Below are 24,106 nucleotides of genomic sequence, written 5' to 3'. Positions count from 1 at the left end.
GATTCCTCCTTATTCTGCCACTAGTTTGACCGTTTTACTCAAAGTGATGCCTTGCTGCTTACACACGTAAGCAGTCGTAAAGTCGGTGACCCAACCACCAATAAAGTTCATGATCATACCGACCAACAGATAACGAATCGCCAGCTCCATCGAGTTTAAGCCTAATGTTGTGATTCCTTGGGCAATACCCAACCATACAAAGAGTTCTCCCGGATTGATATGAGGAAATACCCCATTACTGGTGTGACAAAATTGCGCTTGTGAAGCATAATAGCTAGGTTTATAGTATTCAGGTAAAAAGCGAGCCATAGTAAACGACATTGGATTTCCTAACATAAAGGCAGATAGGAAAGGTAAAAGCAAATAGCGAGTAAAAGGATTTTTTGAAGATAAACGTGCCACTTTGGTCACGCGTTCTTCTCCTAAGAAAGCAATCAGCGTATTCATGGCGACCATCAGCATTAGCACCACTGGAACGATACCTGTCATCCATGAGATAAAGGTTTCTGCTCCGGTTTGAAAAAGGCTCATAAAACCTTCAGCAAATTTTGTAATATACTCCATTATTTTGCACTCCTTTTTTCTTTCATGTATATTTTCTCTTTCCATGTTTGTATTTGTATTTTCAACAGTGTTACAGGCGACACTCCTTGACTTTCGGTATAGTTCCCGGCTTCTGTGCGCAAATAGATTTCTCTGGCATTTTCCATCGCTTGAATCGTCAACTTGTTTTCTTTTTGCACATTGGGATGGTACTTATCGATATAATGAATATCTTCTCCTAGATAGACCGGCAGCTCTTTAAACTTCGCCAACACGGTTACCCCTTGCATCTTTCTGGCATCAAGAATGATTCCTGCTGGATCGACCGCAAATAAAACGATCGTTCCTGCTTTTATTTTCCCAGCTCTGCGTCCAATCGCTACCTTGCCTTTTTTGCGCAGTTGCTGATAGTTTTGATTAAAGTGTTTGATCTGTTTTAACCCAAAAAGAATTTGTAACAAATAGGCGCCTAAGGCAAAAATACCAAATAGATAAACAAAACTCATATAATCAACTCCTTCTGATAAAGCCATTCTTTCAATGCCAATAGATTTTCTCGGGCACTGATTTCTTCTCTGAAATCCGCGTTGCCAGCAATCGCAAATAATTCATCATAAATGCGCAACAAGTCTTGTTCGTTTTTCCCTGTCAATTCACTTGGAATACCTAACAAAAAAATCAGTTTGATATTGCCCTCAGGAGTAACCAATTTCCTTTTGAATACACCTATCGACAGAACGATTTTATCTGTTTGATCATTGATCGCATGGGGAAAGCCAATCTCAGAATCAAAAATCGTGGCATGTTTTTCCTCTCTTTGTCTGATTCGTTCCAAAAAGCACTCATCTACTATATGCTCCTTTGTTAATTCGGCGATCATTGACTGGACATTCTCTTGATAGGTCAAGTCAGGATCTAAGTGGTTAAAATGTAAGAGGATCGACTGCTTCCCTACTGACTGCAAGCGTTCGGCTTTTTCCCACTCATTGCGCAACCAATGATCGTCAAATAAGTTGGTCAATTTAATGATTGGACTTTTCACTTGCTCTAAATGTTTTAATGGAATCGTCGTAAAAATGGCGAAGTAATCGGTCAGATTTTCCTGCTGATAGGCTTCCTCTGATAAATGGGTGATGCGAATATCATTGCCTAAGACTCGTTCCAATTGACGACGAATGATCATCGCCGTACCTCTGCCACTGTGACAAACTACAGCAATTTGCTTTTTGGCTGGTTCGTTTTGTTGGCTTTTCAAAGCAAGTTCAAAATAAAGTGCTAGATAACTGATTTCGACTGTGGGTATGGTTCGACCAACCACTTCTTCAATCTCTTGTAGACCGACTTTGGCTAATTCATAGGCAAAGGGATATTGTCGCTCGATTTCGCCGTAAAACAAATCGCTTAATTTTGCTTGGACCACGATTCGGTTGATCATATACTTTAAGTGTTCTTTCATTTCTAAAAACAAAACTTTCTCATTGATATCCAAAACGAGCGTGCGATGGATTCGCTTTAGCATCGCTTTAAAGTACTGTTCGACTGCTGTCGGGACAACCGTACGCTCAATTAAGGAATTTGCAGATAAATTTAACGGGAACCAGAGAAAGTCCTGTTCTGTTTGACTTAAAGTCACTCGGTATTTGGTCTCTAGATGATAGATCAACTGCTCGATTTGTTCTTCTTCTTTGATGAAATTTGTATAACAATTCGGTATCGTCTCTAAATAATTCCCTTCAATGATCCTTTTCATGGAAATAGAAATCACTTTATACAGTAAACGACCATAATACTGCGGAATCCCTGAGAGAGAAATGATTTTTTGGATCATTGCTTGTGTATCGTTTTCTAAATAATTTTCATAAAAATAATCTTGTACATAATAGATGTAAAGCAAACGCAGATTAAATTCACTTCCTTTAATCTGAATTCCTCTGTTTGGCGTTCCGATTACTTCTGTATCAAAAGGTTTGAGTAGCTTTTTTAGCATCCGAAAATCATTATAGACAGTACTCCTACTGATCCCTAGCGCTTCAGACAGATCGTCAATTAAAATAAATGACTTTTCCTCGATCAATTGTTTTAGGATAAATGCCACCCGTTTACTTGCTGAGTTAAAATCGGTTTCTTTTTTTAACTTTCCAGCCAAAATGAGTTCAAATTCTTCAGCGTCTTCTACCTCAATCGAATAGCTCTTTTTCCTTTGCACGATTTTCGCAATACCAATTAGTTCTTCATTAAGCAGATCAATACTACTCTTTACTGTTTTTGAACTACTGCTCAACTTTTTCTGTAAATCAATGATTGAAATATCCTTATGGGTTATTAACAAGTCTAAGATTTGATACCATCGATTTACGAATGCCATTTTACCCCCCTATTTCTATCCCCTAGTTTTTCCTCCCGCTACATTTGTTGTCACTCCTGTAATATAACTGGATCGATCAGACAGGTAATAGCAGACCAAGTCAGCTACTTCTGTCAATTTGCCACTCCGACCTAGAGGAATTGTACTCGTTTTTGTGTATCCTTCTCGCAGTTTTTCAACTGTCGTCCCTCTTGTGTAAGCCAATGCCTCCTCATAGGCAGGCGTTCTCAAACCTGTTTCTTCCATGATGCCGGGTGCAATACCCACCACTCGAACATTTGATTTTCCTAATTCTTTTGCCCATGATCTTGTATAGCTATTGAGTGCCGCTTTGGTAGCAGCATATGCACTTTGCCCTTCAGATCCTTCAAGCCCTGATTCTGATGACATATTGATGATGACTCCAGATTTTTTATTGACCAATTCTCGGGCTACTGTTTGCGTCATTAGGAAAACGCCCTTTTGATTGATTGCACTCATCTTGTCAAAAATAGGATCTGATAATTCATATTTCCCATGAGGATCTTTCTTATCTACTAAAAGACGTGGAATATTGATCCCTGCATTGTTCACTAAACCATCGACAGTTCCAAACCGCTCAACGACTTTTTCTACACCTGACTCCACCTCTTCCCTTACTGAAATATCCGTTTCAACAAACAACAAATTGTCATGTTGTTGGGTAGCTTCTGTAAGGTCAAAATTTGCCACATTCACCCCTTGCTCTAATAAACTTTCAACAATCCTCTTTCCGATTCCTGAAGAACCTCCTGTTACGATCACGGTTTTTCCAGCTATATTTAACCAGTCTTTCATACGTCCCCTCCTACAATTTGATTACGCTTTCAGTATAAGCGTTGACCAATAATAATTAAGACAGGATTTTTTCAAAGATCTGGAAAAAAAGTGTACGAATTCACTGAATAATCTTCAGACCGTTTGCCTAAAAAAACAATGTAATTTTATTTTGCAACTGAAAGAATTCATGTTGAAGCGACTTCTATTCTATCCTATCTTCTCCTTAGATGGAGCCATCCACTCTTTTTTAAAGGATGGTTTGTGTACTAATCGCTCTCGATTTTTCCACAACAAAGCTACTCCAATAACAAGCAGTCAAAGAAAGAAAAACTCCTACCTTTTTCTTCCACAAAAAAAGCTTAGGAAAATTCCCTAAGCTAATTGAAACGATTGAAATTAGAGTGTATTAAAAAGGCGGAGATTGGTTAGTACGCTCCTTAAGAATGACCCAACTCGTTGACTTTTTCAAATGAAGACTTCGGCGAAAGTCAATCTCAGATATCCGTTTAACCGTCTGGAAGCCAGCATATGTTGACACCTTATTTCCCCAAGTTCAGATATTCCCATTGAAAGAAATCATTCAGTTGTTGCCTGACAAGAAGAAGCTGTTTCCATTAGCACTTCATTCAATGTTTCGATGTTTTTTCTACCGTCTGTTTGCATCCATTGTCTTGCAGCAGCTTCTCCTTTAGTGGCAAATACCTTAACACCATCTGCCCAAGTTGCTCGCCCGCATAATACACCATTGAAGGTTGAACCAGCTGCTTTGGCAAAACGGAGGGTTTCTTGAAAAAGCTCCGCACTGACGCCCCCGCTAAGAAAAATAAATGGACAAGCAGTCATTTGGCTTTGTTCTTTAAAGAATGCTGCAGCCTCTTTTTGTGTATAGACAACTTCATTTCCGAACCCTTCAACAAACTTCATATTGACAGGAACTTCTACTTTCAAAACAGCCACGTTATAGCGCGACTCCGCAAAAACCTTCATCATTTGATTGACTTTATGTGGTTTGATCGTTGCATATTCTTTCGATGTGTTATCCGAAATGGTCGCATCATAGGAGACTAGCTCTAAGAAAAAGGGCAGCCCTTCCGCCAGACATTCAGAACCGATTCGTTCTATATAAGCTTTCTTCTGATCGTTGATCGCATCGCTTTCGTCTACATCATAGTAGAGTAAAAACTTACAGGCATCTGCTCCTGCCTCTTTGAGCTTCTTGACTGACCAATAATTTAACGAGTCTGGGAGTCTCCCAGGCGTCGTTGCGTCATACCCCGTTTTTTCATAAGCCATCAATAGACCAGTTTGCTGAGCGCGTTCTTTTGCTGCCGGAAGTCCGTATTCTGGATCTAATAAAATAGCCGATGCATAGGGTGTTAGTTCTTCAGAGACGATGGTTTTAAACTGCTCGATCGCTGCATCCGACACTTCTTTTTTATATTGACTTAGCATCCTCTTTAATGCGCCTCTTTGATCGATCGCTAAGGCACTGATGATTCCTTTTGAATTACAAAGTTTTGTTACTGCTATCGGTTGCTTCATTGTCGTAGTCATTTTTTCAATTCCCTTCTAGATACTGATTCATTACTTGTAGTAAAGCTGTTTTAGAAGTAGTTGTTTGGATCGCTTTTTTAAACTCTTCTTTCATCAGCATCCTTGCCACTTGAGATAAAATCGTAAGGTGGGTACTCCCAGCTTCATTCTCTGGTATAAACATAGCGATGATCGTATGGATTTTTTGTCCGTCTAAACTGTCCCAATCGATTGCTTCTCTAAGTTTGATTACACTAATAAATGGTCGTCTAATAACACTGCTCTTCGCATGAGGAATGGCAAAACCATCCATCATGCCTGTAGAGCCTTGTTCTTCTCGAAGGATAAATGCTGCTTCCACTTCTGAAGCATTCGTAGCATCGCCTTGTCTCCGACTTTCTTTTGCTAGAAATGATAAAGCTTCTGCTTTATTCTTTAAGAGGGAATCGATAAAAATATATTCTTCCGTAATCATGCTTTCACGTCCATTCTCTGTTTGGCAACTTTTCTTTTTTGAACCAATCCTAGCAACAAACCACCTGCGATCGATCCTGCCAAAATCGCACTTACCCATAAAAGACCATGAGTAACAACGGGTAATACCAGGAAGCCACCATGAGGTGCAGGCACTTGCACTTTGAAGAGATATGTCAGTACAGCAGCAATCGAAGAACCAAACATCATGATCGGTAACACTCTCAGCGGGTCTTTTGCCGCAAAAGGAATCGCTCCTTCTGTAATATGTGTTGAGCCTAAGATAAAATTGACTAATCCAGCATTTTTTTCATTTGCATCAAAATACTTCCCAAAGAATAAAACGGCAAAACCTGTAATCAATGGTGGGGCAATGCATGCTGCCGAAACTCCTGCCATGAAACTAGTATTTCCTTGTGCCAATAAAGCAGTACCTGTTACATAAGCTGCTTTATTGATTGGTCCTCCCATATCGAATGCACACATACAGCCAACAATAATTCCTAATACAAAGGGACTAGAGTTTTCGAAACCAGCTAAGAAGGACATCATTGCTTCGTTGATTGTTGCCATCGGTCCTGACACAAAGTCCATAATCAGTCCTGTAATCAAGACTCCTAAAACAGGATAAAGAAAAATTGCTTTCAAACCATCTAATGATTTAGGTAAAAGAATCAATGCCTTCATCAGACCTAGCACGACATAACCGGCTAAGAAACCTGAAACGATCCCACCTAAGAAACCAGTGCCGCCGTCTGCCGCGATCAAGCCCCCAACAAACCCAACCACTAGTCCTGGTCGTTTCGCGATGCTCTCCGCAATAAATGCTGATAGGATCGGGACCATCATACTCATAGCAAAACCACCGATTCCATTGAGTCGGGCAGCAAATTCGTTGTACTGAGCGTTAGTTGGATCAGCCGAATAAATCCCCCAAAGAAATGAAATAGCAATCAAGACTCCCCCACTGACCACAAACGGCAACATATGAGAGACACCATTCATTAAGTTTTTGTAGATCGTATGTCCAATCCCACTGACGGCTACTTCTTCTTTATCGGTCGGAACAGATTGCTTCGACTGTTTGATTTTCCCTGCACCCTCTAAGGCATCAGCGATCAATTGATCCGCATTGCGAATGCCCGAAGCTACCGGGACATCAATGATTTTTTTGCCTGCAAAACGTTCGGCTTGAACATCTTTATCAGCCGCGATAATGACTGCGTCGGCAGCTTCGATCTCTTTAGCAGTCAATGCATTTTCTATCCCAATCTGTCCATGAGTCTCTACTTTGATCGAAATGCCTCGCTTCTTAGCGGCTTGCTCTAATGCTTCTTGTGCCATATACGTATGCGCGATCCCCGTCGGACATCCCGTCGCAGCTACTATCTGAAATTTTGTCATTTATGGACTTCCTTTCTATGAACATGTATTTGCGCTTCCAATTCAGGGATATCTAAAAAGTCAGTCAATCCCTTTTTAAAAGCAGTTGAACTTCCCGCTGCAATACTTCTTTTCAATGTATGAGAAACCTTCTCCTTGCGAACCATCCCAGCAATAAAGGTCCCTAATAAGCTGTCTCCCGCACAGGCTGTATTTACCACTTTGCCTTTTGGAGCATTAGCGATCAGACAAGTTGCTTCATTTAAAAAAATCCCCCCCTCACTTCCTAAAGACAGCAACACATTTTGCGCTCCTTCTGCAATTAACATTTGACCGTATTTCTGATAATCTTCGGGTGCGATCGTGGCGACATCAAATAGTGTCGCTAACTCTTCTTCATTTGGTTTGATTAAGTAAGGACGATACTGCAAACATTCCCGAACTTCCTTATAACTACTATCAATAATCAGCTTGACTTCTCGTTCCTGACAGATTTTACTGATCTCAATCAAAACCGTCGGCTGAACACCTTTTGGCAAACTCCCAGAAACACAGAGAAAATCACCTGGAACAAGAGTCTTGATTTTTGCTAACAATCGTTCCACATTTTCTGGACTGATCGCTGGTCCTTGATTGACCAATTTATATTCTTTGTTTTCTTCGTTGACTTGTGTAAAGACATTGATCCTTGTCATTCCATTAACCGCTACAAAATCGTTCTTGATGTGCTTTTCGCTTAAAAAATCTTCAATATATTTTCCTGTAAAGCCACCACTAAATCCTAAAGCAGTGCTGGGAATACCTAGCATTTTCAAAATAAGAGAAACGTTCACCCCTTTGCCATTGGCTTGGATATCATCATCTAGTGTACGATTGACAACTTGAGGCAAAAGCTGTTCTGTTTCAATAAATAAGTCAATCGCTAAATTCATCGTGCATGTGTAAATCGTTCCCATAATTGTTCCTCCTTGCTGTACCTTAAGTATGCACTGTTTCTGAATGTACATGTTTTCTAAAACGATCCATTCTGTTGAAAACATTTTCAATCTTGTTTGATTCCATTTGATTTTCAGATACAATCACACTAAAATAGCGATAAGAGGTGGCAAGATGGACAACAAATTAAGTGAAGCAGAACTATTTTTATGGAATTACATTACGCAAAACCTTTCAGAAATTCCGAGCCTTTCGATTATCAAACTAAGTGAACTGGCAAATGTTTCAACGACAACGATCGTCCGAACCATGAAGAAAAAGGGCTATGAGGGCTACACCTCTTTTAAACATCATTTAAAAGAGCAATCGAATATGACCTTGAATTTTTCAAACGTGGAGATGGTGGATGAAGAGATCCGTCGCTCCATTATTAAAAATGAACAAGAAGTCATTCGTACCTTAAATATGCTGGATACGGGCACTATTGAAGATGCGATCCAAAAAATATACAACGCGAAACGAATCGTTATTTTTGCACGGGGCTTTTCAGAATTGATTGGGGAAGAAATGAAGACAAAATTTCAACTGGTGGATAAATATTGTGAGTTGTACACTGATCCCAATATTATCACTACGATCAGTAAGCGTTTACGCAAAGAAGATACCGTGATTTTTGTTTCATTAAATGGGGAAACCGAAGAATTAGTCATCGCGGCTCAAAATTGTTACGACAAAGAAATCGGATCGCTTTTGATCACCGCCTCAAAAGAAAGCCGCTTGCTGGAATTAGTCGAGCTTTCTTTGATTGGCTTCAAATCAGAAATTTCCTTTTTCCCTGATTATGAAGTCCGCTCACGACTGCCCTTATCGGTCATTGCTCGAATATTGTTGGATTCTTATGCGATTCGCATCAAGAAAAAATAAGCAGACTCACTCGAAATCAATAAAAAAAGTCTTTTCGCCCTCATAGTGTTTCTGCTATGAGCGAGCGAAAAGACTTTTTTGCTGAATGATTTGGATGCAGTCTCTTAAAATCGCTACTGACTGCTAGCGATTTTAAGAGTTATTACCTTCGCAGAAGTGTTTACTCTGCTGCTAAAATATCTTCCTTGGCATGGATCATTTGAGTCAAAAAGTCACAATAAGGCGTTGGCACTTGGTACTTGCGGCCTTTTCGTGAGATTGCGCCATTGATATAATCGATCTCGGTTTTGCGATGATTATTGATCAAATCTTGATACATGGATGGATAGTGCATTCCGATGCCTTCTGGATCATAGGTTTCCTCAATATGGTGGACTACTTCGGATACATCCAGTTGAACAGATTCATGGGTAGCAACTGCCGCAAATTCTTCCACAATCGTTTGGACCATCGCACGCGCCGTTGAGGTTTGTCCGAATTGGGCAATATTCACATTTAAAATCGAACACAAACCATTTAGTGTGCCGTTGACACAGGCTTTGCGATAGATGGAGTAGCGAATGTTCTCAGAATAAGACGCATTTAACCCAGCATCAGCCAAGACTGCCGCTAATTGACGGGCATCTTCTTCTTTGCCCGGTTCGATATTTTGCAGTTCTACAGAACCATCCCCAAACAAGCGAACATTACCAGGACCAATCAAGTCCGCCGTCCAAATGGTATTTCCTAAAAAGATTTTATCCGTGCTGACATATTTTTCAATCGTGTCCTCATGACCGATCCCGTTTAATAAGCATAAGACTTTCGTTTGCTCTCCGATCATCGGTTTGATCGTTTGCATCATTTGATCCAGTTGCATCGCTTTAGTAAAGACCAGGATCAAGTCTGCTTGTACAGTCGTTGGGATCTCATTTTGCGAATAGATCGAAAAAGGGACTGCGATCTCTTCACCGTTTAAGTTCGCTCGTAATCCGTGTTCACGGATCGCTTCGATATGCGCCGGCCAGCCGTCGATCAACGTGACGTCATTTCCGCCTCTTTTTAGCATAATAGCAAAACGGCTGCCCATAGCACCTGCACCAGCAATAACAATTTTCATCTGAATTCCTCTTTCCTCTTCCACAATTAGGTATAGTTTACTCTAAAATCGTGAAATATGCGAGAGCCTTGCGTTTTTTCTCGATAGGAAAGAAAAAAGAACAATTGGAATAGTTAGATTTTTCAGATAATTAAAAAACGGTTGTTTCCAATTTTGTCCATTCAAAAAAGTCGCACGGAAGATTGAAAACTTGACTGAGCTAAACCAGTTTTCGGACTCACGTGCGACCCTTCTATTCAATTATTTCCTGTGAAACAGTTGTCGTTTTAGGCAGTGACTGTTTCATTGTTTGTTGTAAAGTTTTTTAGCCGTTCAGCTTTTTCCGCTTCTGTGATCCCATGTTGTTCCACGTAACGGTTGTGTTCGTGGATGGCACAATCATAGCTACAGGCACCTAAATGGGCAGCTTGATTTTCTTCAGAAGTCAAAAATTGGCGATTGCATTCTGGGTTGGCACAGTTTACATAGCGCTCGCAAGGTATGCCATCAAACCAGTCGCGACCGATAACTTTTTTATCCACATGATTGATTTCCACACTAATGCGTTCATCAAAGACGTACATTTTGCCATCCCAAAGCTCGCCTTGAACTTCTGGGTCATTCCCATAAGCAAAGATACCACCATGAAGTTGGGCCACATCATCAAAGCCTTCTCGCAGCAACCAGCCTGAGAATTTTTCACAACGGATACCACCAGTACAATAAGTAACGACTTTTTTATCCATAAATTTTTCTTTATTATCGATGATCCATTGCGGCAACTCACGGAAGCTGCGGATATCGGGACGAACGGCTCCCCGGAAATGGCCTAAGTCATATTCATAATCGTTACGGGCATCGATCACCACGGTATCTTCATCTAACAAAGCTTCTTTGAACGCTTTAGGATCTAAATATTTTCCAGTCATTTCTAATGGATCGATGTCATCTTCCAGGTTCAATGAAACCAATTCTTTGCGCGGACGAACGAATAGCTTTTTAAACGCATGTTCTTCTACTTCATCGATTTTATAAAAAATCCCTTTAAAACGGGGATCAGCTTCCATTTTTTCCATATAGCGATTTGTTGCTTCAACCGTTCCAGAAAGCGTGCCATTGATCCCTTCATTGGCTACTAAAATACGGCCCTTGATGCCAATTTCTTTTCCAAATGCTAAATGCTCCTTGGCGAAGCTTTCCGGATCTTCAATTGTTGTATATTTATAAAATAATAAAACGCGGTATGTCAAACCAATTCCTCCTTTTTTTGCACCCTACAGTATAGGTTATCGCGTGACAAAAAACGAGTTTTATGCTTGTACCTTTTCACACAATCTTTTTCTTTGAGCAAACAGTGTCATGGATTGGTTTTATTGAGCTCTGCCACGAAAAAAGCTGTGACTTGATCCATCGTTTCTCCACGCACCAGATGGCGTTCTTCTCGCGAGATAAACTGCAGATTTGCTTCTGGATTTTCTGCCACAAAGGCTTCCACATCAGCATAAGGAATTTTCTCGTCTTGGGTACCATGCCAAAATAAAAGGGGACGCTGTCCTAATTTCTCTGGTTGAGAAGACAGATCGTAAGCATCCATCCAGCTTAAAAGCTGACCATAATCCTCGGGTACAAAGAACCCAGCAGCGCCGGCGTGCATTTGGATGCGGTCACGGTATTTCAACATGGAAGGAGAACCCATGATACAAGCTGCCGCTGTGATTTCTGGATGCTGGCATAACAAACCACACGTGGTCATCCCTCCCATGGAGACACCGCCAACTGCGATCTGACCGTTGACCAAACCAAGATTTTCAAAAAAATCGACTAAGTAAGAAAACTCAAATAGATTGGTTTGGATACTTTGCCAAAAAGTTAAAGAAGGAATCTCCGATAGCTGGGTCTTGCGCTCCCCATGATTGGCTGCATCTGGCAAGACCACCCGAAAACCTTCTCTAGCCAACTTTCTGCCTTGTGTCAACACTAATTCTTTGCTCGTCTGCCAACCATGATAGTAAATAATCAATGGCAGCGGTTCATAAATCATTTCTTCTGGTACGACTTCTAAGACCGGAATATTCCCGATTTTTCTTTTTCGAACAGCTAATTTCATTCTTTTCCACCTCAGCTTAAGTATACAAAAAGTCGCCAAAAGCGCCACTGATACGCTGTAAAAAAAGATCATACCCGAAGAGTATGATCCGTTTTTTCGTTTATGAATGTAAGACCGCTTCTCGAGCCAATGCCAAACAACCGAGCGTTCCAGCGTTGTCTTCCAATGCTGGGGTCACGATATATTTGCTTAACTCAGGTGTTTCGACATACCCATTGACCAATTTTGCAAATGCGTCATGGACGTTTTGCAGCATATGGCGTTGTTTCATCACACCACCGCCAAAAATGATCACATCTGGAGAAAACATCAAAGTTGTATTGTAGGCACATTGAGCAATATAGGAGGCTTCGATTTCCCAATAAGGATCATCTTCTGCAACCTCTTGTCCTTTTTTCCCTAAGCGTTTTTCGATGGCGGGTCCAGCGGCCATCCCTTCTAAACAGTTGCCATGAAATGGACAGCTGCCAGCAAAGTCATCTTTTGGATGAGGGACGACCAGCATATGCCCCATTTCTGGATGACTAAAGCCTTCGATAAAGCGCCCTTCTTGTAAGGCCCCGCCGCCAACACCTGTACCGATCGTGTAGTAAACGACACTACTCAATCCTTTGCCACTGCCGAAGACATACTCACCATAGGCAGCCGCATTGACATCTGTTGTCCAAGAAATCGGGATCGGAAATTCTTTTTTCATGGTACCGATGAAATCAAAATTTTGCCATGCCAATTTCGGGGTCGAGTTAATGTACCCATAAGTGGCAGAATCGTGATGGATATCGATAGGCCCAAATGAGCCAATCCCAATCCCTGCTAAATCTGCTTGGTATTGTTTGAAGAAATCAATGACTAAAGGCATTGTTTCCTCAGGTGTCGTTGTCGGAAAGCTCACTCTTTCCTTGATCGTCATTTCTTCATCGCCAATGGCACACACAAATTTTGTGCCGCCTGCTTCAATCGAACCGTATAACATGCACATCGCTCCTTTTTTTCTAACTACTTGCTGAACTTGATGCTGCGGCATCATCTGCTTTGACGCGATCGATGGCTACCACTAATGCAATGATCAGGTCATCTAGATCTTCTTCATAGATCACGACTTCATAGGTATCGCCCCAAGAGATCCATTTTTTGTGGATCTCTGCGATCCGCTTGCCGTTGCGGTTGACCACAAAATCCATATCCCACCAATTGCCGTCCACATCGATGCCTTCTGCACTGATGGAATAGCGGGCTTTAAAAAATGTGAAATGTTTTTCTAAAACGATCGCTTCTTGGCCGTGGACTTCCACAAAAAATTTTGGTAATAAACTGAACACTTTTTTGGTGATCTCCGCGATCGGTCGCTGCTGCTCATTGAAGATCGTAAAACTTTTCGGGATCTTAAAAAAACTGCCTTCGACATAATAGCGAGGGTTTTGTAAGTCATCGGTCACGGTAAATTTTTCGCCGATGCTGAAAACCTTCTGTTTGATGTAAAGTTTCTTCAAATGCTACACTCCTTTCTCTTTGACATCGCCCGTATTGATCACCGGCTGCGTGCCTTTATCGGTAATGATCGACACCAATAAATTATTGATCAGTTGGACTTTGCGGTCATCTGTGAAATTGATGTCCTGTCCGTCTTCGATTTGTTCTAACGCCATTTGTGTCATGGAGACGGCTCCTTCAACAATGATTTGCCGTGCTGATAAAATTGCTTTAGCTTGTTGGCGCTGCAGCATCGCACTAGCGATCTCAGTCGCATACGCGAGGTGATTTAAGCGGGTCTCTATGACTTCGACCCCAGCAACAGCTAATCGTTCCTGCAATTCTTTTGCCAGCTCCTCCGAGACTTCACTTGTATTGCCTCGCAACGTCAGATCATCGTCATTGAACGTGTCATAAGGGTATTGCGTCGCAATATGACGAATCGCTGTTTCACTTTGGATCTCAATGAAGTCTTGGTAATAATCGACATCAAACAATGCTTTAGCGGTATCTACAACTTTAAATACCACCACTGCCGAGATCTCGATCGGGTTTCCGTCTGAATCATTGACCTTCAACAGCGAACTGTTAAAGTTGCGGACTTTCAATGAAACATTGATTTTTTGGGTTAATGGGGTTGTCACAAACAAGCCGTTGTCTTTAATGGTTCCTAAATATTGCCCAAAAAAGAGGATCGCTTTGGCTTGGTTGGGTTGTACGATCGTTAACGAACTAAGGAAAAGAAACGAAACGATCCATAAAAGAATACTGAGAACGATTTCGAGAACGCTCTCATTTACGAACCCATGATAAAACAAATAACCGCCGCCAACTAATAACCCGATTAGCACAACCAGTGCTAAATACCCATTCACATGAAATGTCTGTTTTTCTGTCATTTTTATTCCTTCCCTTCTTGCTCTTATCTTACCTTGGTTAAAGCCGCTGTGCAAATGTTCTTGCGCATATCAGCGACGATTCCCAATCAAGCTATTTTGTTTTCTGCAACTTTCCCGTTACAATTAAGGTAGGACAAAATTTTTCACAAAAAGGAGTAATTCTTATGGCACAAAAAATTGACTTAGAAACGAGTAAATGGTCGTTGGAATCGATCATTAAAACGGTCGGCACCGATCTTTCCTCTGTTGTGGAGGTACAAAACAAAGACGGCATTGACGTTGTAGTGATCTCGAAAGACGAGTGGCAACATCTTTTGGAATTACTCGATGCGCGTCATGCAGAAGGCTATCGTCTAGAACAAGAGCTTCCTGAAGAAATTTTAATTGACGTTGCCGATACCGACAATCAGTATACAGAAGACGGCGAGTTAGAAATGGAACTGCCTGAACGTGTGCATCCAGCACCTGATTTTGAACTGGATTCAGAAGAAATCGTCGAAAGTGATGACGTACTAGATTAAACAAAAAAGCAAAACGGCCCCGGGCTCGTTTTGCTTTTTTATAGCTCTTTTTCCTGCTTTTTGGTAATGACTGCTTGCAATCGTTCGATGGCAGGCTGCAATTCTTGTAGCGCCTCTTCTTCGGGTTCTAACTCTGCACACCGTTGCAGTCGCTCTAACCACATTTCTGGTTCTTTGACGCCCAACTGGCCAATGGCCCAATAAGCCGTTCCTCGAATCACTGGGCGCACGTCTTCTGTCGCACAGCGCCAAATCGCTGGCAAGGCACTGCGATCCCCTACATTGGCTAAGGCGATGATGGCATTACGCTGCAACGGTTTTTTCCCCCGCCAAGAGCCAGATAGATGGCCAAATTGTGCCTTGAAGGCTTTGTTTGATAAAGACAGCATCGGTTGCAGTTTTGGATAAACGGTATCGACTTCAGGCTCCATCTCTTGATGAAAATGGAAGTCTTTCCCCCGATTATAAGGGCAGACCAGCTGACAAATATCGCAGCCGTAAATCACGTTATGCATCTTTTTGCGGTACTCTTCTGGCATCATACCCTTCGTCTGGGTTTGATAGGACAAACAGCGCTGGGCATTCATTCGACCATCGCCCAATAACGCTTTGGTGGGGCAAGCCGTCACACAACGCATGCAATCACCACAACCAAACGGGACTTCTTCATCTGGTTCAAGAGAGATATTAGTGACGATCTCCCCTAGATAAACAAACGAACCAAATTCTTCCGTAATCAGCAAGCCATTACGACCGATAAAGCCAAGACCCGCCCGCTGCGCTGCCGCCACATCCACCAATTCCCCTGTATCGACTTGCGGTGCGAAACGCCATTCGACTTGTTCTTCCATCGTTTGCGCTTGTTCTTTGATAAAGGCGATCAAGCGATCCAATCGTTCTCGCAAAATATCATGGTAATCGATGCCCCACGAGGCACGGGCAAACATGCCGCGTTTTTCATCCCGCGGGACTTTCTCTTTGATTTTTGTCGGATAAGCTAAAGCGATCGCAATGATCGTTTGCGGATTTTCAAATGTCCGTTCAGGATAGATACGCTCTTCGATCACGGGATGCTCAAAACCAGACGTATGACCTTTGGCTTTTTGTTCCCGCAAGGAAGGCTCCAATGCCAAAAACGGCTCCGCTGAAGCAAACCCGATCTTGTCAATGCCAAGCCGCTTGCTTTCTGCAATAATTTTTTCTTTTAAAGACATGCACGCTACCCTCTTTTGTCCGCTAAGCATCTGCTTCTCGGCTTTTTCTCTTCCCCTATTATACGTAAGCACCTGAAAAAAGTCGATGGTGCGGTTTGTTCCCCCCGTTTTTTTCTTTCTTTAAAAGAACACGTGTTGATTGTTTAAGATTTTAATTAATTTTATCGTTATTTTCCTCGCAACGATTGCATTGCCTTTTTCGAATGCTAGACTAGATAAAGGAATTAGAAAGAAATGAACAAATGAAATGGAGATGCTTATGACTCAATTACCCACCGGCTTGACTGCAGCAGAAGTCGCCAAGAAAACCCAAGAGGGGTTGCACAATGATTATGAAACAAAAACCAGTAAATCAACTGCTGCGATCATCAAAGACAATTTACTGACATTATTCAATTTTCTCAATCTATTGATTGGCGTTTTTTTATTTGCCGTAGGCGCCTATTCCAACATGTTCTACTTAGCGATTATTTTTGTGAATATCACCATTGGGATCAGCCAAGAATTGCACGCGCGTAATTTAGTAAAAAAACTCTCACTTGTTTCACCGCAAACGGTACGAGTGATTCGAGATGCCCAAATCCATGAGATTTCAGCCAAAGAATTGGTCTTAGAGGACGTAGTTATTCTTGGTGCTGGGGACCAAATCCCCGCTGATATGACGGTGCTTTCTGGACTAGTCGAAGTCAATGAAGCGATGCTGACTGGTGAAGCCGATCTGGTTGTCAAAGAAGCAGGTGCTTCCTTACTCTCAGGGAGTTTCATCGTCAGCGGTGAAATGACAGGAACAGTCCTTCATGTCGGTGCAGAAAACTACGCAGCGAAACTAAGCAATGAGGCGAAGGTCCACAAACCGATCCGCTCTGAGCTGCTTGCTTCGATCCGTAGTGTATCCAAATTCACCAGCTATGTGATCGTTCCTTTAGGGGTGATTTTGTTCTTCCAAGCCTTTATGATGCGAGATGCTGGGATCAAGGAATCCGTCGTCGTTTCTGCCGCTGCCTTATTAGGAATGTTACCAAAAGGACTTGTCCTGCTGATCAGTATCGCCTTGACGACAGGTGTCATTAAATTGGCAAAAAAACGGATTTTGGTCCAAGACATGTATGCCGTTGAAACCTTAGCGCATGTCGATACCCTTTGTCTGGATAAGACGGGGACGTTGACGGAAGGCCATATGGTTCTCGAATCGATCGTTCCTCTCCAAGCCGACAGCGACCCTAACATGCTCTTAGGGAATTATTTGGCAGCCAGTACGGATAACAATTTGACGATGCAAGCATTGCGTCAAGGCTGTCCTGAGCTAACGGATCATCAGCCGATCGACGTCGCTGCCTTTTCTTCACAGCGCAAATGGGGTGCTGTGGCTTTTGAACATCTAGGAAATGTCTATCTTGGTGCACCTGAAAAAGTCGCCGGCTCTGCTGCCTTGCCGCAAGTCATAGAAGCGCAAGAAGCTGGTCTACGGGTGTTGATTTTAGCCGTAGAAACTGATCCAAAAACGCCAACATCCTTTGACCCAACCAACGCACAAGCGGTGGCTGTCTTGATTTTATCCGATATCATCCGCCAAAACGCAGAAGAAACCTTGGCTTACTTAGCGGATCAAGGCATCGATCTAAAAGTGATCTCTGGCGATAATCCAATAGCTGTCGCAGCGATCGCCCATCGTGCAGGCCTAGCGAATGCCGATCAAGCCATCGATCTTTCTACCTTAACGACCGAAGCAGAAGTCCGAGAAGCTGCGACACGCTATACGGTCTTTGGTCGTGTGACTCCTGAACAAAAGAAACTACTCGTTCAAGAATTAAAAGCCAATCAACGGACCGTTGCCATGACGGGTGATGGCGTCAACGATGTGTTGGCACTACGGGAAGCCGACGTCAGCATTGCAATGGCTGCTGGCGACAGTGCGGCTCGTCAAATCGCTAACTTTGTCTTATTGGATTCTGACTTTACTACGTTGCCAGATGTTTTATTTGAAGGACGCCGCGTCGTCAATAACGTGACCAAAGCGTCGGGAATCTTCTTTATCAAGACGATTTACAGCTTCTTGCTCTCATTGGTTTGTATCCTGACATCCAGCGCCTTTCCGTTCTTGCCGATCCAAATCACATTGATCGACTTAGCAATTGAAGGTTATCCATCTTTCTTCCTTTCCTTTGAAGAAAACAAAGCACCGATCAAAGGTCGTTACTTGCCGACAGTCTTGCTCAATGCGTTGCCAAATGCCTTGTTGGTGTTAGTCAATTACTTTGCGATCCGCTTTTTACAAACCGATTACGGTTGGTCGCAATTTGATACGACGACCTTGTTGTACTATTTGTTGATCGGGATCAGCTGTATCGCTGTGATTCGCGCTTGCTTGCCATTAAATCCATTGCGATTGTTCTTAGCGATTACCACTACCGTGGGGATCTATGTCGCAGCAATGCTTTTCCACGGATTGCTGGAAGTCGGTTTCTTGACCGCCGTAACATTACCTTACTTCCTTGGCATGATGGCATTGAACATCTGCCTGTACGTGGGGCTTTCTTTCCTAACGAAGCGCTTTTCAGCCAAAGTGCTCGTTAAACAATCCTAATTGATTTTGCAGCATCGCTCTTTCTTGCTTTGTCCAGAAAGACGATGCTGTTTTTTTGTCCTCTCCATAGGTGCAACCATACAAGAAGAAAGAAATTTGGTATACTGAACCTGTAGGCGGTTTCAACAAGGACGGTGTTTCTTTGGAAAAGGCAACCCCCTTGTCAAACAGCCAAATTTAATCAGAAAGTGTTGGTGAAATTGGATGAAAAAAAGTATTTTACTCGTTTCTCACAGTCAGCAACTCACCGAAGGATTAAAACAGATGATCGAAGAAATGGCTGATGGCGAGTCAGTCACGATCTATTCTTTAGGCGGGACAGCAGAAGGAGAGCTGGGTTCTGACGCCACGAAAATCGTGGATGCCGTCAACGAATCCGCAGATGCTGAACTGATCTTAGTCTTTGCCGATCTAGGCAGTGCCGTTTTGAATGCCGAACTTGCTTACGACATGCTGGAACCTCAGCAACAAGAACGCTATCACCTGATCGACGCGCCGCTGGTGGAAGGTGCCTTTGCTGCAGCAATCACCGCTGGTTTTAGTGATGATTTGGCGCAAATCGTTGCAGAAGCAAAAAAAGCAGCCGAGAAAGGATGGCATGAAGCATGAAAAAAATCATTAATGATCCCTCAATGATCGTAGAAGAAATGTTGGCTGGTATCGTAGGCAGTTATCCTGAACTGGTCCATCAAGTCGCCGACTCACGGGTGATCGCTAAGAATAATCAAAAAGAACAAGTCGGTCTTGTTTCTGGCGGTGGGAGCGGACATGAGCCGGCCCATGCTGGCTTTGTCGGTGATGGGATGCTTAGCGCCGCCGTTTTAGGCGATGTCTTCACCTCCCCGACCCCCGACCAGATTTTGACGGCTATCCAAGATTCTGATCAAGGACAAGGCGTCTTGTTGATCGTCAAAAACTATACTGGCGATATCTTGAACTTTGAGATGGCCAAAGATATGGCAGAAATGGAAGAGATCACAACGGAGATCGTGGTCGTTGATGATGATATCGCTGTTGAAAATAGCACCTATACTGCTGGGAAACGAGGAGTTGCCGGTACGGTTTTAGTCCACAAGATTTTAGGCGCAGCTGCACGTAGTGGTGCCAGCTTAAGTGAATTAAAAACACTGGGCGATGCCTTGGTTGCATCGATCAAAACCATTGGGGTCGCATTAAAAGCGGCAACAGTTCCTGAAGTTGGGAAACCAGGTTTTGACTTAGCCGATGATGAGATCGAGTATGGCGTGGGTATCCACGGCGAACCTGGTTACCGTCGAGAAAAACTGAAACCCTCACGTGAACTAGCAAAAGAGTTGGTGGAAAAAATCTTGGCGGATTATGAAAAGACCCCAGAAAAAGTCGGTGTCTTGATCAACGGTATGGGTGGTACGCCGCAAATGGAGTTATTCGTTTTTGCCAATGATGTCGCGAAATTACTCGCAGAAAAAGACATCCCTGTCTCCTTCCATAAAGTCGGCAATTTCATGACTTCCATCGATATGCAGGGACTTTCACTGACCTTGATCGACTTCAGCGAAACGGATCACACCGATGCGTTAAATGAAACCGTCACAACAATAGCCTGGTAAAGGAGCGAATAGAGATGCAATTGACAACAGAAACGGTGCAAGCATGGTTAGATACCTTCACGAAAGAAATCGAAGCAAACAAGGCCTATTTAAGCGATTTAGATACACCGATCGGCGACGGTGACCATGGCAACAATATGGCACGCGGCGTAGCCGCTTATCAAGAAGCTTATGCCAAACAACAGCCAACGACGATCAGCGATACCTTTAAAGTCTTCTCGATGGCAATGATCTCAAAAGTCGGCGGCGCTTCGGGTCCCCTTTATGGTTCGGCGTTTATGAATATGACCAAAGCAACGAAGGAACTAGAAACAATCGACTCCTTTGAACAATTAGGTACGATCGTTGAAGAAGGCTTGACCGGTATCAAAATGCGGGGAAAAGCTGAGTTTGAAGACAAAACGATGGTCGATGTGTGGCAACCTGTCGCAGAAGCCTTGAAAAAAGGTGAATTGACCAAAGACACGATCGAAGCAGCGAAAGAGCATACCAAAGAACTAGTGGCTAAAAAAGGCCGTGCCTCTTATGTTGGTGAACGTGCCATCGGTCATATCGATCCCGGATCGGCTTCTAGTGCGATTTTATTTGAGTCTTTGTTAACGGTGATAGAAAAGGATTAAAAAAACGATGCTCTTACAAAATACCGTTTAAGACAAAAGACAAACCTTATGATTGCATAAGGTTTGTCTTTTTCTTGTTTATTCCTCTTGTAAAATCGTTTGGGCAACTAGCTTCACGTATTGATCCATGCCATCTGGATTTGGATGGACCCGATCTTCATAGAACCAGGACTCTTGATCATTACTCAAATCATACCAATCGATCAAGGTCATATTGTCGTATTTTTCCGCCATGCGCTCCAACATCCGATTGACTTCATTTTGCCAACGCTGTGTCGGTACCCGTACATTGATCCAGTAGACTTTGCGATCACCGATCTCGTTCATAAAACTGTCAAATTGGGCTTCTGTAAAGGAACCATTCGTCCCTAGCCCCACAAGGACGGTATCCCGCAAAAGATTTTTTTCTTTCAAGTCTTTGATCAATTCAGGGCTCGCATACAGCTGGCGCCCAACATCCCCATCAACTACCGCTTGGGTAAAGACTTCTTTCAAGTCAGCCGTTGCATCCAGCATCACAGAATCACCAAAAGCCGTGATTTCAAGAGATTCCGCTTTTTTCACTTGGGCTGCTGTTAAATCATACTTTTCCATGATATTTTTTTCATCTTCACTCGTGTTTGCCTCATCATCCGCTTCATTTCCTTCAGCATTCGCATTCTTTTGCGATTGCTCTGCCGCTTTTTTATTGGCAGCAATGTTGTCTTTCAACTGCTGCTGCTGGGCATCGACATAATTCGTCGGTGCAGTCACGACGCCAAACAAAGCAACGAGGGTAATGAGTAAGCTGGGCACTAACCACGGTTTTTTCCAACTAAAAATTGGTTTACTGAACCAACCGCGGACCGTTCTGAATGTATCTTTGTACTGGAATTTACGCATTGGGTTTTCGATAAACCGATAGGACAATTCACTGATAAACAAGATCAAGAATAGTTCCACTAACGTGTGCATCAGCACGTTCTCACCGATATTTCCCACTTTTGCTTCGTAAAAAATCATCACTGGAAATTGATACAAATAGATCCCATAACTGCGCTTGCCGATATAACTGAAAATCGGATTACTCAATACACGATTCAAACTGGCTCCGGGATGAGCGGTGACTGCCACAAGAATCGTACATAGGATACTGATCAAGAACATGCCGCCATAATAGACAAAGGTCAAATGATCATCTAAGAAAAAGAACGCTGCGATCAGACCAGCCAAGGAAGCAAAACCAGAGATATTTAAGACCCGTTTGGCTTTTTGCGGTATCTCTTTCTTCAAGTGGGTACTTGGCCAAATGAATGCTAAGGCACTCCCCATCCAGATCGAAAAGAGCCGCGTATCTGTTCCATAATAGACCCGTGTCGGATCAGCGCCTGGTGTGTAAAGGACCGCTAACAGAATTGCCGATAAAATCGTGACTGCGGCAGTAAATTTAAAGGCGCGATGCCTCTGCTTGCCGATTTTCATCAACAAAATAAACACTAAAGGCCAAATCAGATAGTTCTGTCCCTCCACAGCCAGTGACCACAGATGGGTAAAGGGGGATTCATTGCCGAACCGATCAAAATAGGATAACCCATGATTGATCTGCCACCAGTTGTTGTAATACAGCAGCGAGCTAACAAAAACCCCGCGCAAATTATTCAGCAGGTTTCGCTGGAACAAAGTGATATACGCTGCTGAGATAAGCAGCATCACCACCATTCCTGGATAGAGCCGTTTCATCCGCCGAATATAAAAATCTTTGACTTTGATTTTGCCGTTTTGATCCCATTCTTGCCTCAGCAAGTCAGTGATTAAATAACCTGATACGACAAAGAATACTGGAACTCCTAAATACCCGCCTCGCATATGAGTAGGTAGTAAATGATATAAAATAACGCCGATGACTGCCAAGGTTCGAATGCCGTCAAACCCGGTAATATAGCGGCTTGTGCTTAAACGTTTATTCATTTTTCAACCACTTTTCTCTAATTGATCCAATTGTTTCATAAAAAAACAATTTCAGCATGAACGCTATTGATTCCATACTCTCATAATTTACCAGAAATCCCCCATATAAAGCTAGCAACATCTGCTATATTTCAAAAAAATTAATTTTTGGCGAAAAAAAAGTACTTCTATAAAGAAATACTTTTTTCAACTCCTTTTTTACAGTTCTTCTTCATAAAACCGACCCAAAATCTGGACATTTTCCGCAATACTAACAAAGGCTTTTGGATCGGCTTCTTTCATAGCACTGCGCAGCATCGGCAGTTCAAAGCGTGTGACTACCGTCAGCAAAACCGTTTGTTTGTCATGCTTGTAGGCTCCTTCGGCTTCATTGATGATGGTAATGCCTCGCCGCATATGTTTTTGGATCGTTTGAATGACTTCTTCTGGGTTGCGAGTGATGATCGTCACCTGCATTTTCTTTTGCTTCGTAAAGACCGCATCCGTCACTTTTCCACTGACAAAAATCGCGATTGCACTATACAACGCATATTGCCAGCCAAACAAGATTCCGGCGGCGAACAAAATAACAATGTTAAAGAAAATCGATATCGAGCCGATCGTCTTCCCTGTCCGTTTGCGGATGGCAATGCTGACAAAATCCAGCCCTCCGGAAGAAAGACCATTCTTCAAGGCATAGCCGATCCCCACTCCATTGATGGCACCACCGAAAATCGCACAGATCATCGGGTCCGTCGTGACGGTTTCTTCTGGCAAAATTTGCACGAATAAGGATGTCAATAAAACAGTGATTCCAGTAAAGATCGTAAATTTGTGGCCGATCTTAAACCAGCCAAGAAAAAATAATGGCACATTCAACAATAATAGCGCAAGAGATAAGGGGATATAAAACCCGATCCATTCTCTTGAGATCGTAGTAATGATCTGAGCGACACCGGTAATGCCGCTGGAATAAATATTGCCCGGCTGATAGAAAAAATTGACCGCAATCGATGCCAGCAGTGCGTACACGATTGAGAATGAAAGTTTGTTGGCATATTCCGGATGAGGGAGCCATTTAAACAGAGGAGTCATTGCATTTCATAGCCTCACTTTTTTGATTTGCCTTTATTATACTTCAG

The 24,106-nt window shown here is 42.7% G+C and carries 23 protein-coding genes; 6 read left to right on the top strand and 17 right to left on the bottom strand.

Features of this window, described 5'->3' with window-relative positions:
* Positions 1-9 precede the first annotated feature (9 nt).
* The 8 genes from srlA to pfkB form a co-directional block, all read right to left on the bottom strand.
* Entirely contained in the window at positions 10-564 is a 555-nt protein-coding gene (srlA, locus tag IGI89_RS07785; protein ID WP_008380340.1) for a PTS glucitol/sorbitol transporter subunit IIC, read from the bottom strand.
* Positions 564-1,049, bottom strand: coding sequence for a transcriptional regulator GutM (locus tag IGI89_RS07780; RefSeq protein WP_008380338.1), 486 nt, complete (start codon positions 1,047-1,049; stop codon positions 564-566). The genes srlA and IGI89_RS07780 overlap by 1 nt, the downstream gene beginning before the upstream one ends.
* Positions 1,046-2,908 (bottom strand): BglG family transcription antiterminator, encoded by a 1,863-nt coding sequence (locus IGI89_RS07775; RefSeq protein WP_008380335.1) that lies wholly within the window; start codon positions 2,906-2,908, stop codon positions 1,046-1,048. Before IGI89_RS07775 ends, IGI89_RS07780 begins: the two co-directional genes overlap by 4 nt.
* Before the next feature lie 15 nt (positions 2,909-2,923).
* Positions 2,924-3,724, bottom strand: a complete 801-nt coding sequence (locus IGI89_RS07770; protein WP_008380333.1) for an SDR family oxidoreductase — start codon at positions 3,722-3,724, stop codon at positions 2,924-2,926.
* Between the two features lie 558 nt (positions 3,725-4,282).
* Positions 4,283-5,260, bottom strand: a complete 978-nt coding sequence (gene lacD, locus IGI89_RS07765) for a tagatose-bisphosphate aldolase (protein ID WP_008380331.1) — start codon at positions 5,258-5,260, stop codon at positions 4,283-4,285.
* Between the two features lie 4 nt (positions 5,261-5,264).
* Positions 5,265-5,714 (bottom strand): PTS sugar transporter subunit IIA, encoded by a 450-nt coding sequence (locus IGI89_RS07760; RefSeq protein ID WP_061053293.1) that lies wholly within the window; start codon positions 5,712-5,714, stop codon positions 5,265-5,267.
* Positions 5,711-7,117: a PTS fructose transporter subunit IIC gene (locus IGI89_RS07755; protein WP_016621854.1), complete on the bottom strand. Its 1,407-nt coding sequence runs from the start codon at positions 7,115-7,117 to the stop codon at positions 5,711-5,713. The genes IGI89_RS07760 and IGI89_RS07755 overlap by 4 nt, the downstream gene beginning before the upstream one ends.
* A complete protein-coding gene (gene pfkB, locus IGI89_RS07750; protein WP_008380326.1) occupies positions 7,114-8,052 on the bottom strand; it encodes a 1-phosphofructokinase in 939 nt (312 codons plus the stop codon). The genes IGI89_RS07755 and pfkB overlap by 4 nt, the downstream gene beginning before the upstream one ends.
* A 154-nt stretch (positions 8,053-8,206) precedes the next feature.
* Here pfkB and IGI89_RS07745 point away from each other — a divergent pair, with 154 nt between their 5' ends.
* Entirely contained in the window at positions 8,207-8,956 is a 750-nt protein-coding gene (locus tag IGI89_RS07745) for a MurR/RpiR family transcriptional regulator (protein WP_008380325.1), read from the top strand.
* 160 nt (positions 8,957-9,116) lie between these two features.
* Here the strand turns inward: IGI89_RS07745 and IGI89_RS07740 are convergent, their stop codons facing one another.
* From IGI89_RS07740 to IGI89_RS07715, 6 genes are all read right to left on the bottom strand, one after another.
* A complete protein-coding gene (locus IGI89_RS07740; RefSeq protein ID WP_086316570.1) occupies positions 9,117-10,055 on the bottom strand; it encodes a 2-dehydropantoate 2-reductase in 939 nt (312 codons plus the stop codon).
* 266 nt (positions 10,056-10,321) lie between these two features.
* Complete coding sequence (trhO, locus tag IGI89_RS07735) at positions 10,322-11,284, bottom strand: oxygen-dependent tRNA uridine(34) hydroxylase TrhO (protein ID WP_438735505.1); 963 nt, start codon at positions 11,282-11,284, stop codon at positions 10,322-10,324.
* Positions 11,285-11,391: 107 nt separating this feature from the next.
* A complete protein-coding gene (locus IGI89_RS07730; protein WP_008379569.1) occupies positions 11,392-12,141 on the bottom strand; it encodes an alpha/beta fold hydrolase in 750 nt (249 codons plus the stop codon).
* A gap of 100 nt (positions 12,142-12,241) precedes the next feature.
* Positions 12,242-13,114: a fructokinase ScrK gene (gene scrK, locus IGI89_RS07725; RefSeq protein WP_438735504.1), complete on the bottom strand. Its 873-nt coding sequence runs from the start codon at positions 13,112-13,114 to the stop codon at positions 12,242-12,244.
* 19 nt (positions 13,115-13,133) lie between these two features.
* On the bottom strand, positions 13,134-13,631 hold the full coding sequence (locus IGI89_RS07720) for an LURP-one-related/scramblase family protein (protein WP_005233908.1): 498 nt from the start codon (positions 13,629-13,631) through the stop codon (positions 13,134-13,136).
* Positions 13,632-13,634: 3 nt separating this feature from the next.
* The gene (locus IGI89_RS07715) at positions 13,635-14,510 is read right to left on the bottom strand and encodes an SPFH domain-containing protein (protein WP_008379560.1); all 876 of its coding nucleotides are present in this window, start codon (positions 14,508-14,510) and stop codon (positions 13,635-13,637) included.
* Positions 14,511-14,674: 164 nt separating this feature from the next.
* On the opposite strand from IGI89_RS07715, the gene IGI89_RS07710 reads away from it, so the two are divergent.
* Positions 14,675-15,031 (top strand): hypothetical protein, encoded by a 357-nt coding sequence (locus IGI89_RS07710; RefSeq protein WP_008379558.1) that lies wholly within the window; start codon positions 14,675-14,677, stop codon positions 15,029-15,031.
* 38 nt (positions 15,032-15,069) lie between these two features.
* Here the strand turns inward: IGI89_RS07710 and queG are convergent, their stop codons facing one another.
* The gene (queG, locus tag IGI89_RS07705) at positions 15,070-16,245 is read right to left on the bottom strand and encodes a tRNA epoxyqueuosine(34) reductase QueG (RefSeq protein ID WP_034872140.1); all 1,176 of its coding nucleotides are present in this window, start codon (positions 16,243-16,245) and stop codon (positions 15,070-15,072) included.
* Positions 16,246-16,504: 259 nt separating this feature from the next.
* Here queG and IGI89_RS07700 point away from each other — a divergent pair, with 259 nt between their 5' ends.
* The 4 genes from IGI89_RS07700 to dhaL all read left to right on the top strand — a co-directional run bounded on the left by IGI89_RS07700 (position 16,505) and on the right by dhaL (position 21,038).
* Positions 16,505-18,829: an HAD-IC family P-type ATPase gene (locus IGI89_RS07700; protein ID WP_042890651.1), complete on the top strand. Its 2,325-nt coding sequence runs from the start codon at positions 16,505-16,507 to the stop codon at positions 18,827-18,829.
* Between the two features lie 204 nt (positions 18,830-19,033).
* The gene (gene dhaM, locus IGI89_RS07695; RefSeq protein ID WP_005228160.1) at positions 19,034-19,438 is read left to right on the top strand and encodes a dihydroxyacetone kinase phosphoryl donor subunit DhaM; all 405 of its coding nucleotides are present in this window, start codon (positions 19,034-19,036) and stop codon (positions 19,436-19,438) included.
* Positions 19,435-20,418: a dihydroxyacetone kinase subunit DhaK gene (gene dhaK / locus IGI89_RS07690; protein ID WP_087664599.1), complete on the top strand. Its 984-nt coding sequence runs from the start codon at positions 19,435-19,437 to the stop codon at positions 20,416-20,418. The genes dhaM and dhaK overlap by 4 nt, the downstream gene beginning before the upstream one ends.
* 14 nt (positions 20,419-20,432) lie before the next feature.
* Positions 20,433-21,038 (top strand): dihydroxyacetone kinase subunit DhaL, encoded by a 606-nt coding sequence (dhaL, locus tag IGI89_RS07685; protein ID WP_005233893.1) that lies wholly within the window; start codon positions 20,433-20,435, stop codon positions 21,036-21,038.
* A 78-nt stretch (positions 21,039-21,116) separates the two neighbouring features.
* Here dhaL and IGI89_RS07680 read toward each other — a convergent pair whose 3' ends face one another.
* Together IGI89_RS07680 and IGI89_RS07675 are read right to left on the bottom strand one after the other, a co-directional pair.
* Positions 21,117-22,985 (bottom strand): acyltransferase family protein, encoded by a 1,869-nt coding sequence (locus tag IGI89_RS07680; RefSeq protein ID WP_005233891.1) that lies wholly within the window; start codon positions 22,983-22,985, stop codon positions 21,117-21,119.
* Positions 22,986-23,183: 198 nt separating this feature from the next.
* Complete coding sequence (locus IGI89_RS07675; protein ID WP_005233887.1) at positions 23,184-24,059, bottom strand: YitT family protein; 876 nt, start codon at positions 24,057-24,059, stop codon at positions 23,184-23,186.
* Between the last annotated feature and the right edge of the window lie 47 nt (positions 24,060-24,106).

It is taken from the genome of Enterococcus sp. AZ141, from assembly GCF_051714385.1.
GTDB classification, from domain to species: domain Bacteria; phylum Bacillota; class Bacilli; order Lactobacillales; family Enterococcaceae; genus Enterococcus_D; species Enterococcus_D entomosocium.
This window is presented reverse-complemented; position numbering and strand designations above follow the sequence as displayed.